Below are 14,953 nucleotides of genomic sequence, written 5' to 3'. Positions count from 1 at the left end.
CGACTGAGGCATAATGCCCTTTTGACCACTTCCCATCTGCCATGGCCTTCGGACTGATCATCATCGGCGACGAAATCCTCTCCGGTAAGCGCACCGACAAACATTTCCCCAAAGTGGTTGAAATGCTCAATGCCCGGGGACTGCAGTTGTCCTGGGCGGAATACGCGGGTGACGACCGCTCGCGCATCACGTCCATCCTGCAGCGCGTTTTCGAAGGTGACGATATCGTGTTTTCCTGCGGCGGCATCGGCGCAACGCCCGATGATCACACGCGGCAGTGCGCCGCGGCGGCGCTGAGGTTACCTCTGGCGCTGCATCCGGAAGCCAAACTGAAGATCGAGGAGCGCATCGCCGATGTCGCGCGCGAGGCAGGCAAGGAGCCCGACTACAACGCGTCCGACAATGCGCACCGGCTGAAGATGGGAGAGTTTCCGCAGGGCTCGGACATCATTCCCAATCCCTACAACAAGATCCCCGGTTTCTCCGTCGGCCATGGCGTCGGCGGCGCAACCTATTTCGTCCCGGGTTTCCCGGTGATGGCCTGGCCGATGATCGAATGGGTGCTCGATACCAAGTATTCGCATCTGTTCCAGACCGTCCCTCGCCTGGAGAAAGCGGTGCTGGTGTTCGAGCAGGCCGAATCGACGCTGACGCCGCTGATGGAAGCAATCGAAGCACAATATCCACTGGTCAAGGTGTTCAGCCTGCCGAGCGTCGGCGACGCCAATACGCGCCGGCATATCGAACTCGGCGTGAAGGGAGCGCCGGACCAGGTGGAGGCTGCCTACACGAAGATGCTGGTCGGCCTCGACGGGTTCAATGCCGAGTACCAGCCGGTTTGAAGAGATGAATCGAAGGCGCGCCTGGCGCGCCTTCGATTCATCTTTATTTTCTCAAGTTCTCATTTCTTCACTTCATCCAGCAAACCCTGCCTGCGGATGAATTCGACTACCTTCTCCACGCCGTCGCCGCTGCGCAGGTTGGTAAAGATGAATGGCCGCTCGCCGCGCATCTTCTTCGCATCGCTGGCCATGATGTCGAGGTTGGCGCCGACATAGGGCGCGAGATCGGTCTTGTTGATGATCAGCAGGTCGGAACGGGTGATGCCCGGGCCGCCCTTGCGGGGAATTTTTTCGCCGCCGGCCACATCGATTACATAGATGGTCAGGTCCGACAGTTCCGGGCTAAAGGTGGCGGCGAGGTTGTCGCCGCCGGATTCCACCAGGATCAGGTCGAGGTCGGGAAAGTCCGCGCTCATGCGGGCGATGGCTTCGAGGTTGATCGATGCATCTTCGCGGATCGCGGTATGCGGACAGCCGCCGGTCTCCACGCCCATCAGGCGCTCCGCCGGCAAGGCATCGGCGCGCAGCAGGATCTCCATGTCTTCCTTGGTGTAGATGTCGTTGGTAATGACGGCCATGTCGTAATGGTCGCGCATCGCCTTGCACAGCATTTCGCACAGCGCCGTCTTGCCGGAGCCGACCGGGCCGCCGATGCCAACGCGCAGGGGATTGGAAGTAGTCGTCATGTGTTGTCTCTATGTATTCGAAAAAAATCGGGATGGCTCAGGAGCGGTATAGCCGGCTGTACTGAACTTCGTGCCGCATTGACAGCAGCGACAGGCTTGGCGACCAGTTGGAAAGCTCGTGATCGGCAAGCAGCATCGCCTGCTGCGCCGCGATCTCAAGCTCCGGCTGCAGCGACAGCAGCAGGCGCTGGCCGGCCACCTGGCCGAGCGGAACCGACTTGACGCAGACCAGCACTTGGTTCTCGGCCCAGGAAAACAGCATGCCCAGCAGCGCGGCCTCATGCGGCACGTCGAGCGCGACGGCGGCGTAAGCCAGCGCGGTGGGCAGTGGCACTTCCGGCTGCGTCTGCAAGATACCGCGCAGCGCATCGTCGCCGATCTTCAGGTCGATCGCCAGCTTCGCCAGCGAATAACCCATCTGTATCGTCTCGGCGCGGAATTCCGCAGTGTCGCGGGCGGCGACGAAGCGCTCGTTCCATTCCGCCACGCGCGCCGCATCGCGCGCCTCGAAGGCCTGCAGCAGCCGCCACAGCACCGGCGCCTCGAAGCGTGCAACCACATGATGCAGCGTGTCGATGATCCAGCCGCGCGCCGTTGCCTCGTCATGCACCGTGCCGTTTTCCAGTGCCGCTTCCAGTCCCTGCGAATAGCTGTAGGCGCCGATCGGCAGGGAAGGGCTGGCCAGCTGCAACAGGTGCAGCAGTGCGGTCGCCTGCATCTCAGCCCTTGTCCGACGGACGGTGGATCTTCTGGCGCAGCGGGATCGGCGCCAGCGGATGGTGGTGATCATCGCCGTGGTGGTGATGGCCTCCGCCGTAGGCACCCGACTCCGGTTCGAAGGCTGCCAGTTCCTCGGTCACCGTCGCGCCCAGGCCTTCCAGCATTTCCTTGAGAACGGCGTCCTTGCGGATGCGCAGAAAGCCATTCTGCGGGTCGCCACTCGCTTGCTCCACCTGCGCCTGGGTATGGCGGTTGCCGAGATGGAAGGCGCAGCGCAAGAGATTGCGCGGCGTGTCGCATTCGACGCGGTAGGTGGCCTCCTTGGCTGCCGTGATTTTTACGATGCGCCCGTCGTCGCCCTTGAGCAGGTCGCCGTTGCGCAGCACCGTGCCGCGCACGGTGAGCACCGCAACGTCTTCGCCCGAGGCGAGTTGGGCACGCAGGCGGCTCTTTTCGCGCAGGTCGTAGGGGAGGACGAGTTCGCCGTCGATCTTGTCGGCCTGTTCTATTTTCGTATGAAGTGTCAGCATGTGGTCAGAAAAGAAAATATCGCTGCGCCATCGGCAGCACCTTCGCCGGTTCGCAGACCAGCAGCTCGCCGTCCGCCCGCACCTCGTAAGTCTCGGGATCGACTTCCATCACGGGAGCCAGGCCGTTGTGGATCATGTCGGCCTTGCGCACGTTGCGCGTGTTCTTCACCGGGATCAGTGTCTTGTTCAGCTTGAGCGCCTCGCCGACGCCGGCATCGAAACCCGCCTGCGAGACGAAGGTGAACGAGGTGCGCAATGCGCCGCCGAAGGCGCCGAACATCATCCGGTAATGCACCGGCTGCGGGGTCGGGATGGATGCGTTCGGATCGCCCATCTGCGCCGCCGCGATCATGCCGCTCTTGAGGATCATCGACGGCTTGACGCCGAAGAAGGCCGGCTTCCACAGCACGATGTCGGCGATCTTGCCGACTTCCAGCGAGCCGACCACGTGCGAGATGCCGTGCGTGATCGCCGGATTGATCGTGTACTTGGCGATGTAGCGCTTGGCGCGGAAGTTGTCGTTGCGCGAGGAGTCCTCGGCCAGCGAGCCGCGCTGCACCTTCATCTTGTGGGCGGTCTGCCAGGTGCGCATGATGACTTCGCCGACGCGGCCCATGGCCTGCGAATCCGAAGACATCATGGAAATCGCGCCGATGTCGTGCAGGATATCCTCGGCCGCGATCGTCTCACGGCGGATGCGCGATTCGGCGAAGGCGATGTCTTCCGCGATCGCCGGGTCGAGATGATGGCAGACCATCAGCATGTCGAGATGCTCGTCCAGCGTATTGACCGTATAGGGCCGGGTCGGATTGGTGGAGGAGGGCAGCACATTGCCCTGACCGACCGCCGCGATGATGTCCGGCGCATGGCCGCCGCCGGCGCCCTCGGTATGGAAGGTGTGGATGGTGCGGTCCTTGAAGGCGGCCAGCGTATCCTCAAGGAAGCCGCCCTCGTTCAGCGTATCGGTATGGATTGCGACCTGGATATCCATGCGGTCGGCCACCGACAGGCAATTGTCGATGGCGGCGGGCGTGGTGCCCCAGTCCTCGTGCAGCTTGAGTCCGATCACGCCGGCGCGGATCTGCTCTTCCAGCGGCGTCGGCAGGCTGACATTGCCCTTGCCGAGGAAGCCCAGGTTCATCGGGAAGGCATCGGCTGCCGACAGCATCGAATGGATGTGCCAGGGGCCCGGCGTGCAGGTGGTCGCCGCGGTGCCGACGGCGGGGCCGGTGCCGCCGCCGAGCATGGTGGTCACGCCCGACATCAGCGCTTCCTCGATCTGCTGCGGGCAGATGAAATGGATATGCGAATCGATGCCGCCCGCGGTGACGATCATGCCTTCGCCGGCAATGATCTCGGTGGCGCCGCCGATGGCCATGGTGACGCCGGGCTGGATGTCCGGATTGCCGGCCTTGCCGATGTTGGCGATGCGGCCGTTCTTCAAGCCGATGTCGGCTTTCACGATGCCCCAGTGGTCGAGGATCAGCGCATTGGTGATGACGGTATCCATCACATCCTTGTGATTGCGCTGCGACTGGCCCATGCCGTCGCGGATCACCTTGCCTCCGCCGAATTTCACTTCCTCGCCGTAGATGGTGAAATCCTTCTCGACTTCGATGAACAGTTCGGTATCGGCCAGGCGTACGCGGTCGCCGACGGTGGGGCCGAACATTTCGGCATAGGCTTGACGGGAGATGCGGCTCATTTGAGTCTCCCCATGACCTTGGCATTGAATCCGTAGACCACGCGGTTGCCCGCCAGCGCGACCAGTTCCACGGTGCGCTGCTGCCCGGGCTCGAAGCGCACCGCGGTGCCGGCTGCGATGTTGAGGCGCATGCCGTAGGCGGTTTGCCTGTCGAACTGCAACGCGGAATTGACTTCGAAGAAGTGAAAGTGCGAGCCGACCTGGATCGGGCGGTCGCCGCTGTTGGCCACGGTGACGGTCGCGGTTTGCCGGCCGGCGTTGAGTTCGATCTCGCCGTCCTCGATCAGCATTTCTCCAGGAATCATGTTTTCTCCTATGGAATCGGGTGATGCACGGTGACGAGCTTGGTGCCGTCGGGGAAGGTGGCTTCCACCTGGATGTCGGGAATCATGTCGGCGACGCCGTCCATCACGTCGTCGCGCGTCAGGATCTTCGTGCCCTCGGACATCAGCTCGGCGACGGTGCGGCCGTCGCGCGCGCCTTCCATGATGGCTGCGGTGATCAGCGCGACCGCCTCGGGATAGTTGAGCTTCAGGCCGCGCGCCTTGCGCCGTTCGGCCAGCAGGGCGGCGGTAAAGATCAGGAGTTTGTCTTTTTCTCTTGGAGTCAGCTCCATCCGGGTTCTCCGCTTTGAAGTGTTGTGAGTAGGGGATTGCGGTGCTATTTCAGGTGTTCCAGATGCGCGGCACGACCGCTTCGCGGCCGGTCAGCGCCGGCCGCAGAAGCCGCCAGGCATCAAGCATCAGGCGGCGCGCCACCTCGCTCGAATCACCGAGATGCCGGACCACCACGACCGACTTCATCTGCGTGACGCCGAACGAACCGGCCGGCGCATCGATCTCGCGCAGTGCGGCAATTACGCTGCCGGGCAGCTGCCTGCCGACCGCGATCAGCGTCGCGCATACGGTGCGGCCGGCCAGGCCGAGAGGACTGCTCATGGCGGCGGTGCCGGCCTCAAGCCTGCCCTGTTCGAACCAGACCAGCCTGCCGTCGCGCCGGATGCCGGTGCGCTGCTCGACTGTGCCGGCATTGAACGATTCACCCGAAGCGGTGCGGCCGAAACACAGAATCTCGCAGCCGATATAGCTGGCGTCCTTGCCGAGTTCGACCTGATGGTCGAGCCGGACATGGGCGGCATCGAAGAAGATGGTTTCCTGCGGCAGCCATTCCAGCGTCGCACCGTCGCCGGTCGATAGATGGATGTTCTGGCGCGAGACATGGCCGTTGGCCTTGTACCACTTCGCCGCGCCGGGCGTAGCCAGCAAGGCGCTGGCCTGCGCGCCGACGCGCGCGCGCAGGTCGAGTTCGTCGCCGCCGACCACGCCGCCCGGCGGATGGATGACGATCGCATGGCACACCGCATTGCCTTCCGGGTAGAGCGGCTTCTGTACGCGCAGCGGCCCCGCATGCTCGCGCTCCACCAGCCTGGTGGTGCCGCGGTCGGACTCGAAGCCCAGCGACAGGCGGGCTTGCCAGCGGGCATGTGCTGCGGGAGCGAAAACGGCTTCGTCGGCAATTCGTTTCATGCGCAGACTATACCGCCAAGTGCCGCTTGATGTCCTCGCCGCTCATCTGCGCCTGCACGCCGGACGCCACCACTTCGCCGCGCGACAGCACGACGAATTTGTCGGCCAGCTCCTGCGCGAAGTCGAAATACTGTTCGCAAAGCAGGATTGCCATGTCGCCGCGTTCGCGCAGCAGGCGGATGACGCGGCCGATGTCCTTGATGATCGAGGGCTGGATGCCTTCGGTCGGCTCGTCGAGGATGATGAGCTTGGGGTCGGCCAGCAGCGCCCGCGCAATCGCCAGCTGCTGCTGTTGGCCGCCGGACAGGTCGCCGCCGCGCCGGTGCAGCATTTCCTTGAGCACCGGGAACAGTTCGAAGACTTCGCCGCGTATCTTCGACGCTTGGCGGCCCGGCTTGACCGCCATGCCCATCATCAGGTTTTCTTCCACGGTGAGGCGGGCGAAGATTTCCCGGCCCTGGGGCACATAGGCGATGCCGAGGGCCGCGCGTTCATGCGGCTTGAGTTTGGTAATGTCGCGGTTGTCCAGCCTGACATTGCCGGCGGCGACCGGCAGCACGCCCATCAGGCATTTCAGCAGCGTGGTCTTGCCGACGCCGTTGCGGCCGAGCAGGGCCAGGCACTGGCCCTTCTGCAGATCGAGCGAGACGCCGCGCAGGGTATGGGAGGAACCGTAGTATTGATTGAGCTTTTCGACGTTGAGCATGTTCTTGGTCCAGGTGTGGATGAATGAGCGCTCAGCGCCCCAGGTAGACTTCAATGACACGTTCGTCCGACTGCACCTGCTGCATCGTGCCTTCGGCCAGCACCGAGCCTTCATGCAGCACGGTCACCTTGCCGTCGCGCGCGATCTCGTTGACGAAGGCCATGTCATGCTCGACCACCATGATCGAATGCTTGCCGCGCAGTTCGTTGAGCAGTTCGGCGGTGCGCGCGGTTTCCGCATCCGACATGCCGGCGACCGGCTCGTCGAGCAGCAGCAGCTGCGGTTCCTGCATCAGCAGCATGCCGATCTCCAGCCATTGCTTCTGCCCGTGCGAAAGCAGGCCGGCGGGACGCTGCTCCTGGCCGTTCAGGCGGATCAGCTTGAGGATTTCCTCGATCTTTCCCTTCTGCTCCGAAGTCAGGCGAAAGAAGAGGGTCGGCTTGACCCGCTTGTCCATCTTCATCGCCAGCTCCAGGTTTTCGAACACCGTGTGCTGTTCGAACACGGTAGGGCGCTGGAACTTGCGGCCGATGCCGGCATGCGCGATCTCGAATTCCGTCATCCTGGTCAGATCCATGGTCTGGCCGAAGTAGGCAGTGCCGGAAGCCGGGCGTGTCTTGCCGGTGATGACGTCCATCATCGTCGTCTTGCCGGCGCCGTTGGGGCCGATGATGCAGCGCAGTTCGCCGACCGAGATGTCGAGGTTGAGCTTGTTGATTGCCTTGAAGCCGTCGAAGGATACGGTGATGTCTTCCAGGTACAGGATGGCGCCGTGCGTGGTGTCGACGCCTTCCCGCTTGACGCGTCCGTAGGAAGTGCCGTGATCCGCATGCTCGCTCTGCACGTCGAGTTCGCGGTTCCTTGCCATGTCGTTCATGCTGCCTCCACGGTTTTCTGCTGTTTCTGCAGCTTGCGCGCCAGGCCGACGATGCCCTGGGGCATGAACAGCGTGACGAGGATGAAGATCATGCCGAGCGCATACAGCCAGAGGTCGGGAAAGGCGGCTGTAAACCAGCTCTTGAGACCATTGACCGAAAACGCGCCGATGATGGGGCCGATCAGCGAACCGCGCCCGCCGACCGCGGCCCAGATCACCATTTCGATCGAATTGCCGGGCGACATTTCGGACGGATTGATGATGCCGACCTGCGGCACGTACAGCGCGCCGGCGATGCCGCACAGGACCGCCGACAGGGTCCAGACGAACAGCTTGAACCACAGCGGGTTGTAGCCGATGAACATCAGCCGCGACTCCGAGTCGCGCACGCCCTGCAGCACCCGTCCGAGCTTGGACGTCACGATCCAGCGGCACAGCAGCAGCGCGCCGAACAGCGCGCCCAGCGTGACCAGGTACAGCGTCGCCTTGGTGCCGGCATCCGTGATCGAAAAGCCAAGGATGCGCTTGAAGTCGGTGAAGCCGTTATTGCCGCCGAAGCCAGTATCGTTGCGGAAGAAGAGCAGCATGAAGGCAAAGGTCATCGCCTGCGTGATGATGGAGAAGTACACGCCCTTGATGCGGGAACGGAAGGCGAAGTAGCCGAACACGAAGGCCAGCACGCCCGGCACCAGCACCACCAGCGCCATGCTGTACCAGAAATTGTCGGTGAACGACCAGAACCAGGGATAGGCTTTCCAGTCGAGGAAGACCATGAAGTCCGGCAGATGGCTCTGGTAGACGCCGTCCTTGCCGATGGCGCGCATCAGGTACATGCCGTGCGCATAGCCGCCGAGCGCGAAGAACACGCCGTGGCCCAGCGACAGTATGCCGGTATAGCCCCACACCAGGTCGAGCGCCAGCGCGGCCATCGCGTAGCACATGAACTTGCCGATCAGCGCCACGGTATAGCTCGACACGTGCAGCGCATGGCCGGGCGCGAAGCTCAGGTTGAGGATGGGCAGCAGGGCCAGCAGGGCCGCGCACACCACGATGCCGGTCCAGGCCGGCCGGGAGAAGAGGGAAGACGTCATTCTGCGCTCCTGCCTTTCATGGCGAACAGGCCCTGCGGGCGTTTCTGGATGAACATGATGATGAAGACCAGGATGACGATTTTCGCCATCACCGCGCCGGCGAAGGGTTCGAGGAACTTGTTGACTTCGCCCAGGCCGAACGCGGCGATCACGGTGCCGGCCAGCTGGCCGACGCCGCCCAGCACCACCACCATGAAGGAGTCGACGATATAGCCCTGGCCGAGGTCGGGGCCGACATTGCCCAGCTGCGACAGCGCCACGCCGCCGAGGCCGGCGATGCCCGAGCCGAGGCCGAAGGTCATCATGTCGATCTTGCCGGTCGAGACGCCGACGCAGTCGGCCATGCGCCGGTTCTGCGTCACGGCGCGCACGAACAGGCCGAGGCGGGTCTTGTTGAGGATGGCCCAGACCGCGGCCACCACGAACAGCGCGAAGAAGATGATCACGATGCGGTTGTAGGACAGCACCAGCGAACCCATCACGGTGATGCCGCCCGACATCCAGGACGGATTGGAGACTTCCACGTTCTGCGCGCCGAAGATGGAGCGCACCAGCTGCATCAGCACCAGGCTGATACCCCAGGTGCAGAGCAGGGTTTCCAGCGGCCGGCCGTACAGCCAGCGGATGACTGTGCGTTCGAGCGCGATGCCGACCGCCCCGGCGACGAAAAACGCCGCGGGCAGCGCCGCCAGCAGATAGAAGTCGACCGCGCCCGGCAAATACTGGCGGAACACGAGCTGGCAGACGTAGGTGGTATAGGCGCCGATCATCAGCAGCTCGCCGTGCGCCATGTTGATGATGCCCATCAGGCCGAAGGTGATCGCCAGTCCGAGCGCCGCCAGCAGCAGCACGCTGCCCAGCGATACGCCGTAGAACAGGTTGCCGACGAACTCGGTGCGGGTTTCGCGCGCATTCATGGCGCTGATGGTGCCGACGGCGGCAACACGCACCGATTCATCCGGTTCGACGTAGCTGCCGTCAGGATTTTTCTCCAGCAGCTGCATCAGCAGCGGCTTCAGGTTGGCGTTGGTACTGTCCTTGAGCGCCTCGACCGCCGCCTTGCGGGTCGCTGCATCGGGCGACTGCAGATTGGCTGTGGCGGCCACCAGCTGCAGCACGGACTTGATCTCCGGGTCGCTTTCCTTCTCCAGCGCCTTGGTGATCAGGGGCAGTTGGCCAGGGTCGGCATTCTTTTCCATGGACCTCGCCGCCGCGAGGCGTTCGCCGCGGTCGGCCGACAGCAGGCGCAGGCCCGACATGGCGCCGTCGATCGCGCTGCGCAGGCGGTTGTTGACGGTAATGCCGTCGATGCCGTCCGGTGTCGGCACGGTGGTGCCGCTTTCCGGATCGAAGGCCTTGCCGTCTTCGACTGCATAGACGCGGCCTTCCGGCGTCGCGTACAGGTTATCGTTCTTCAGCGCATTCAATACCTTGACCGCATCGTCGCTGGCAAGGGCTGCGATCTTGTTGACGGCTTCGATGCGCGCATCCGGATCGTCGCCGGCAAGCGGCTTGAGCAGGGCTGGATCGATCGCCGCATGGGCCGTGAGCGCCGTTGCGCACAGCCATCCGATGGCGAGGATTCTTTTGAGTGGGTTCATTTGCGATGTCTTGGGACGCACGGAAACGACGGGCGTAAAAAAGCCGGAGGGTGGAACTGGGAGCCACTCTCCGGCTCATGGTGCTTCATGGCCGGCATCTCATCGATGAGATGCCGGCATGCGCTTTAAGGCGATTACATCTTCTGCTTGGCCTCGTTGCCGGCGATGAACGGGCTCCACGGCTGGGCGCGCAGCGGGCCCTTGGTCTTCCAGACCACGCTGAACTGGCCATCCGGCTTGATCTCGCCGATCATGACCGGCTTGTGCAGGTGGTGGTTGGTCTTGTCCATCACCAGTTCGAAGCCCGACGGCGACTTGAAGGTCTGGCCGCCCATCGCCGCGATCACCTTGTCGGTGTCGGTGGACTTGGCCTTCTCGACCGCCTGCTTCCACATGTGGATGCCGACATAGGTGGCTTCCATCGGGTCGTTGGTGACCACGGTGTCGGCGTTCGGCAGCTTCTTCTCCTTGGCATACGCTTTCCACTGCTTGATGAAGGCTTCGTTGGCCGGGTTCTTGACCGACTGGAAGTAGTTCCATGCCGCCAGGTGGCCGACCAGCGGCTTGGTGTCGACGCCGCGCAGTTCCTCTTCGCCCACCGAGAATGCCACGACCGGCACATCGGTTGCCTTCAGGCCGGCGTTGCCGAGTTCCTTGTAGAAGGGCACGTTGGAGTCGCCGTTGATGGTGGAGATCACCGCTGTCTTGCCGCCGGCCGAGAATTTCTTGATGTTGGCGACGATGGTCTGGTAGTCGGAATGGCCGAACGGCGTGTAGACCTCGTCGATGTCGGAATCCTTGACGCCCTTCGATTTCAGGAAGGCGCGCAGGATCTTGTTGGTGGTGCGCGGATACACATAATCGGTGCCGAGCAGGACGAAGCGCTTGGCGCCGCCGCCATCCTTCGACATCAGATACTCGACCGCGGGAATCGCCTGCTGGTTCGGTGCCGCGCCGGTGTAGAACACATTCTTCTCGAGTTCCTCGCCTTCATACTGCACCGGGTAGAACAGGAGGCTGTTCAATTCCTTGAATACCGGCAGCACCGATTTGCGGGAGACGGAAGTCCAGCAGCCGAACACCACCGCGACCTTGTCCTGGGTGATGAGCTGGCGTGCTTTTTCCGCGAACAGCGGCCAATTGGATGCCGGGTCGACCACCACGGCTTCGAGCTTCTTGCCCATTACGCCGCCCTTGGCGTTGATTTCATCGATCGTCATCAGCGCGACATCCTTGAGCGAAGTCTCGGAGATGGCCATCGTGCCCGACAGCGAGTGAAGGATACCGACCTTGATGGTGTCAGCGGCAAGAGCCTGCGGCATCCATGCGGAAGCGGTTAGCATGAGGGCGCCGGCAGCGGTCGCTTTCAAGAGGGTGCGACGAGACATTGATGCTCCTAAGAGTTTATTGGTGGTTCGATGGTGTGCGATGTTGTGCGATGGCTCGCAAGCAAGCTTTAGCAGTTTGCGTGCCATGCATTTGCCCCACGGCAGAAAGTTCCTGGAGCGGATTAACGCCCAATTCAAGTGCGCGCAATCAAGCCGGCCATGCGGGTGCGCTCTCTTTTGGCGCTGCCGAAACCCTTATTGGTGCGAAAAATGCGAGCTGGCTGTGCAGCGCGGGGAAATGCCTTGATCGATCTCAGGAAACGCCCGGCGGCCGGCACGCTTTGGTGCGTGACGGCCATCGGAAGCTGGAAGTGGGGGGCGGCTCAGGAATTAGGGCTAGGCGGATTCGGAAGGGAAGGTGACTACATGATCGGCGCCGAGGCGGATCCCGATCTTCTCGCCGATCGCGTGATCGTGATGCGAGGGCACCAGCGCCAGCAGCTGCTGGCCGCTCGGCAGCTTCAGGGTATAGAGGAACTCGGCGCCGCGAAACGCCTTGCGCACGACTTCCGCCTGCAGCGGGCTGGCGTCGTCATGCACGACATCGTCGGCGCGCAGCAGCACGTCGACCACCTGTTCCGTTCTTTCCGTTGTCGAACAGGCATTGATGCCCTGCCAAAGCGGCAGGCTGCCGAGTTCGATATGCACCTGCTGGCGGGGCAGGTCGACCGTCCCCGGGGTGAACACGCCCTGGCCAATGAAGTCGGCGACGAAGCGGCTTTCGGGCCGGTGATACAAGTTGTAGGCATTGTCCCATTGGACGATGACGCCCTGGTGCATGACGCCGATCTGGTCGGCGATGGCAAACGCTTCGTGCTGGTCGTGCGTCACCAGCACCGCTGTCGTGCCGAGCTCCTTCAGGATGTCGCGCACTTCGAGCGCAAGCCGCTCGCGCAGATCGACGTCGAGATTGGAAAAGGGCTCGTCCAGCAGCAGCAGGTCGGGTTGGGGCGCAAGCGCCCTGGCCAGCGCCACCCTCTGCTGCTGGCCGCCCGACAACTCATGTGGATACTGCCGGGCGTGCGAGGCTAGGCCGACCAGCGACAGCAGGCGGTCGACGCGCTGCCTGCGTTCGTCGCGCGACAGCCTCTGCAGGCCGAATGCGATGTTTTCCCAGACCGACAGGTGCGGGAACAGCGCATAGTCCTGGAATACAACGCCGACGCCGCGCCGCTCCGGGGCTTCGGTGAAGCCGGCATGGCTCAGCTCCCGGCCGCCTAGGGCGATGCGCCCGCCAAGCAGCGATTCGAATCCGGCGATCGCGCGCAGCACGGTGGTCTTGCCGCATCCCGAAGGACCGAGCAGGCAGCCGATTTCCCCGCGGGCGAGCGAAAACGACATGCCGTGAACGATTTCAGTGAATGTCCGGCCAGCGGAATAGCCGACCCGGATCGAGTCGATGTTCAGATGATGTTCGGACCTGGCGGCGATAGTCATAATATTGCAAAGATGGAAGACGTCATTGATTATAATTCTCATTTACAGAGACCGTACACCACGCTTAGGATTTCATGCGCTTTTCCGCACCCCGCCGGCCCCGCAAATGTTGCCATGGAGGCATACACCCGCTGCTGCTCCTTTCCCTGATCATCGCCGTGCTGGTCGGCATCCCGATTTTCGGCGTTGTCTCCAACCTCGTCATCCCCGGCCAGGATTCCGGCGCCGGCACCTTCCAGCATCTGTGGGCAACGGTACTGCCGGAATACCTTGGCAACAGCTTCGCCATCGCCGCCATCGTGGCGGTGCTGGCGGGAATAGGCGGCGTCGGCTGTGCCTGGCTGGTGGCGGTCTTCGATTTTCCCGGCAAGCGTTTCTATGAATGGACGCTGGTCCTGCCGCTGGCGATGCCGGCCTATGTGGTGGCCTACGCCTACACCGATTTCCTGCAGTTTGCCGGGCCGGTCCAGACGGCGCTGCGCAATGCCTTTGGCTGGCAGGCCGGCGACTACTGGTTTCCGCAGATACGGTCGGTCGGCGGCGCCGGCATCCTGTTCGCGATGGTGCTTTATCCATATGTCTACCTGCTGGCCCGCACCGCCTTCCTGGAGCGCAGCCCGCGCATGTGGGATGCCGCGCGCACATTGGGGGCAGGTCCGTGGGGCGCCTTCTTCAAGATCAGTCTGCCGCTGGCCAGGCCCGCCGCCGCCGCCGGCATTGCGCTGGCGCTGATGGAAACGCTCGCCGACTACGGCGCGGTGGCTTACTTTGGCGTGCCGACGCTGACGACGGGCATTTACAAGTCCTGGTATTCCTTCTCGGACCGCACGGCCGCCGCGCAGATCGCCGCCGTGCTGCTCATCGCCATCACCGTGCTCATGGTGATGGAGCAGAAGAGCCGCGGCCGGTCCCGTTACTATGCGGTCGGCGCCCGCGCCCGGCTGCAGCAGACAATGCGCCTGGGCGGCCTGCATGCCTGGCTGGCATCCGCGTTCTGCGCGCTGCCGGTGCTGCTGGGCTTCTTCATCCCGGTGGCCATCCTGCTGCGGCTGATGCTGGGCGAGGAGACCCTGCAGCTCAGCGACAGATTCATCGCCTGGTTCAAGAACAGCGTACTGCTGGCGTCGGTCACGGCGGTGATCGCCGTCATCATTTGCGTAGTGCTCGCCTATGCGGCGCGGGTCACGAAAAGCAGTGTCCAGGCCGCATGCAACCGCATCGTCAGCATGGGCTACGCGGTGCCGGGCGCGGTGATCGCGGTTGGCATCCTGATCCCGCTGGCGCGGCTCGACACCTGGGCCAACGAACACGGGATAAGCATGCTGCTGACCGGCAGCGTTGCGGCACTGGTCTATGCCTACCTGGTGCGTTTTCTCGCCGTCTCGTACCAGACGGTACAGGCCGGACTGGTCAAGATCACGCCGAGCATGGATGCCAGCGCCCGGGTGCTGGGCCATGGATTGATGTCGATGCTGCTGAAAGTGCATGCGCCGTTGCTGTGGCGCAGCGTGGTCACCGCCGGGCTGCTGGTGTTCGTGGACGTGGTAAAGGAATTGCCGGCGACGCTGACGATCCGCCCATTCAATTTCGACACGCTGGCGGTCATTACCTACCAGCTGGCGGCCGACGAGCGGCTGGGCGAGGCGGCTCTTCCCGCCTTCACTATTGTGATGATCGCGCTCATTCCCGTTGGCGTGCTGGCGCGTTCCATTGCCAAGGCTGAGCGATAACAGGTGTTGACCGGCAAATGAAAAAGCCCCGCAATGCGGGTAATGCCGTTCAGTTAAGACTGAGCGGCATTTTTCTTTTCGGGTGTTGTAAACGGTCGCGAGGGCTGTTAACCT

Annotated in this window: 15 protein-coding genes; 2 read left to right on the top strand and 13 right to left on the bottom strand. The window is 63.2% G+C overall.

Annotated elements, in window-relative coordinates; translation table 11 throughout:
- Positions 1-41: 41 nt before the first annotated feature.
- The gene (locus RY831_RS22185; RefSeq protein ID WP_326508559.1) at positions 42-842 is read left to right on the top strand and encodes a competence/damage-inducible protein A; all 801 of its coding nucleotides are present in this window, start codon (positions 42-44) and stop codon (positions 840-842) included.
- A gap of 59 nt (positions 843-901) precedes the next feature.
- Here RY831_RS22185 and ureG read toward each other — a convergent pair whose 3' ends face one another.
- From ureG to RY831_RS22120, 13 genes are all read right to left on the bottom strand, one after another.
- Positions 902-1,528: an urease accessory protein UreG gene (gene ureG, locus RY831_RS22180; RefSeq protein ID WP_326508558.1), complete on the bottom strand. Its 627-nt coding sequence runs from the start codon at positions 1,526-1,528 to the stop codon at positions 902-904.
- 37 nt (positions 1,529-1,565) lie between these two features.
- The gene (locus RY831_RS22175; protein WP_326508557.1) at positions 1,566-2,246 is read right to left on the bottom strand and encodes an urease accessory protein UreF; all 681 of its coding nucleotides are present in this window, start codon (positions 2,244-2,246) and stop codon (positions 1,566-1,568) included.
- Between the two features lies 1 nt (position 2,247).
- Positions 2,248-2,778, bottom strand: a complete 531-nt coding sequence (ureE, locus tag RY831_RS22170; protein ID WP_326508556.1) for an urease accessory protein UreE — start codon at positions 2,776-2,778, stop codon at positions 2,248-2,250.
- 4 nt (positions 2,779-2,782) lie between these two features.
- Positions 2,783-4,483: an urease subunit alpha gene (ureC, locus tag RY831_RS22165; protein WP_326508555.1), complete on the bottom strand. Its 1,701-nt coding sequence runs from the start codon at positions 4,481-4,483 to the stop codon at positions 2,783-2,785.
- Positions 4,480-4,788 carry an urease subunit beta gene (locus RY831_RS22160; RefSeq protein WP_326508554.1) on the bottom strand — a complete coding sequence of 103 codons (309 nt, stop codon included), beginning with the start codon at positions 4,786-4,788 and terminating at the stop codon, positions 4,480-4,482. Before RY831_RS22160 ends, ureC begins: the two co-directional genes overlap by 4 nt.
- Before the next feature lie 8 nt (positions 4,789-4,796).
- Entirely contained in the window at positions 4,797-5,099 is a 303-nt protein-coding gene (locus RY831_RS22155; protein WP_326508553.1) for an urease subunit gamma, read from the bottom strand.
- A gap of 49 nt (positions 5,100-5,148) precedes the next feature.
- A complete protein-coding gene (locus RY831_RS22150; RefSeq protein ID WP_326508552.1) occupies positions 5,149-6,009 on the bottom strand; it encodes an urease accessory protein UreD in 861 nt (286 codons plus the stop codon).
- A gap of 7 nt (positions 6,010-6,016) precedes the next feature.
- The gene (gene urtE, locus RY831_RS22145) at positions 6,017-6,715 is read right to left on the bottom strand and encodes an urea ABC transporter ATP-binding subunit UrtE (protein WP_326508551.1); all 699 of its coding nucleotides are present in this window, start codon (positions 6,713-6,715) and stop codon (positions 6,017-6,019) included.
- Between the two features lie 31 nt (positions 6,716-6,746).
- A complete protein-coding gene (gene urtD, locus RY831_RS22140) occupies positions 6,747-7,583 on the bottom strand; it encodes an urea ABC transporter ATP-binding protein UrtD (protein WP_326508627.1) in 837 nt (278 codons plus the stop codon).
- Between the two features lie 5 nt (positions 7,584-7,588).
- Positions 7,589-8,683, bottom strand: coding sequence for an urea ABC transporter permease subunit UrtC (gene urtC, locus RY831_RS22135; protein WP_326508550.1), 1,095 nt, complete (start codon positions 8,681-8,683; stop codon positions 7,589-7,591).
- Complete coding sequence (gene urtB, locus RY831_RS22130) at positions 8,680-10,284, bottom strand: urea ABC transporter permease subunit UrtB (protein WP_326508549.1); 1,605 nt, start codon at positions 10,282-10,284, stop codon at positions 8,680-8,682. Before urtB ends, urtC begins: the two co-directional genes overlap by 4 nt.
- 134 nt (positions 10,285-10,418) lie before the next feature.
- Positions 10,419-11,672 carry an urea ABC transporter substrate-binding protein gene (gene urtA / locus RY831_RS22125; protein WP_326508548.1) on the bottom strand — a complete coding sequence of 418 codons (1,254 nt, stop codon included), beginning with the start codon at positions 11,670-11,672 and terminating at the stop codon, positions 10,419-10,421.
- Positions 11,673-12,008: 336 nt separating this feature from the next.
- Positions 12,009-13,109: an ABC transporter ATP-binding protein gene (locus tag RY831_RS22120; protein WP_326508547.1), complete on the bottom strand. Its 1,101-nt coding sequence runs from the start codon at positions 13,107-13,109 to the stop codon at positions 12,009-12,011.
- A 74-nt stretch (positions 13,110-13,183) separates the two neighbouring features.
- Here RY831_RS22120 and RY831_RS22115 point away from each other — a divergent pair, with 74 nt between their 5' ends.
- On the top strand, positions 13,184-14,839 hold the full coding sequence (locus tag RY831_RS22115; RefSeq protein WP_326508546.1) for an ABC transporter permease: 1,656 nt from the start codon (positions 13,184-13,186) through the stop codon (positions 14,837-14,839).
- The last annotated feature ends 114 nt before the right edge of the window (positions 14,840-14,953 follow it).

Origin of the sequence: Noviherbaspirillum album (genome assembly GCF_035916955.1) — a bacterium.
Taxonomy (GTDB): Bacteria; Pseudomonadota; Gammaproteobacteria; order Burkholderiales; family Burkholderiaceae_D; genus Noviherbaspirillum; species Noviherbaspirillum album.
The sequence above is the reverse complement of the archived record's forward strand: the minus strand, read 5'-3'. Positions and strand labels throughout refer to the sequence as shown.

What these genes read in the sequence shown, in the direction of transcription:
- urtA (WP_326508548.1), bottom strand. Translation starts at nt 11,672, where the DNA reads ATGTCTCGTCGCACCCTCTTGAAAGCGACCGCTGCCGGCGCCCTCATG.
- RY831_RS22150 (WP_326508552.1), bottom strand. Translation starts at nt 6,009, where the DNA reads ATGAAACGAATTGCCGACGAAGCCGTTTTCGCTCCCGCAGCACATGCC.
- RY831_RS22155 (WP_326508553.1), bottom strand. Translation starts at nt 5,099, where the DNA reads ATGGAGCTGACTCCAAGAGAAAAAGACAAACTCCTGATCTTTACCGCC.
- ureG (WP_326508558.1), bottom strand. Translation starts at nt 1,528, where the DNA reads ATGACGACTACTTCCAATCCCCTGCGCGTTGGCATCGGCGGCCCGGTC.
- RY831_RS22115 (WP_326508546.1), top strand. Translation starts at nt 13,184, where the DNA reads ATGCGCTTTTCCGCACCCCGCCGGCCCCGCAAATGTTGCCATGGAGGC.
- ureE (WP_326508556.1), bottom strand. Translation starts at nt 2,778, where the DNA reads ATGCTGACACTTCATACGAAAATAGAACAGGCCGACAAGATCGACGGC.
- RY831_RS22175 (WP_326508557.1), bottom strand. Translation starts at nt 2,246, where the DNA reads ATGCAGGCGACCGCACTGCTGCACCTGTTGCAGCTGGCCAGCCCTTCC.
- ureC (WP_326508555.1), bottom strand. Translation starts at nt 4,483, where the DNA reads ATGAGCCGCATCTCCCGTCAAGCCTATGCCGAAATGTTCGGCCCCACC.
- RY831_RS22185 (WP_326508559.1), top strand. Translation starts at nt 42, where the DNA reads ATGGCCTTCGGACTGATCATCATCGGCGACGAAATCCTCTCCGGTAAG.
- urtB (WP_326508549.1), bottom strand. Translation starts at nt 10,284, where the DNA reads ATGAACCCACTCAAAAGAATCCTCGCCATCGGATGGCTGTGCGCAACG.
- RY831_RS22120 (WP_326508547.1), bottom strand. Translation starts at nt 13,109, where the DNA reads ATGACTATCGCCGCCAGGTCCGAACATCATCTGAACATCGACTCGATC.
- RY831_RS22160 (WP_326508554.1), bottom strand. Translation starts at nt 4,788, where the DNA reads ATGATTCCTGGAGAAATGCTGATCGAGGACGGCGAGATCGAACTCAAC.
- urtE (WP_326508551.1), bottom strand. Translation starts at nt 6,715, where the DNA reads ATGCTCAACGTCGAAAAGCTCAATCAATACTACGGTTCCTCCCATACC.
- urtC (WP_326508550.1), bottom strand. Translation starts at nt 8,683, where the DNA reads ATGACGTCTTCCCTCTTCTCCCGGCCGGCCTGGACCGGCATCGTGGTG.
- urtD (WP_326508627.1), bottom strand. Translation starts at nt 7,583, where the DNA reads ATGGCAAGGAACCGCGAACTCGACGTGCAGAGCGAGCATGCGGATCAC.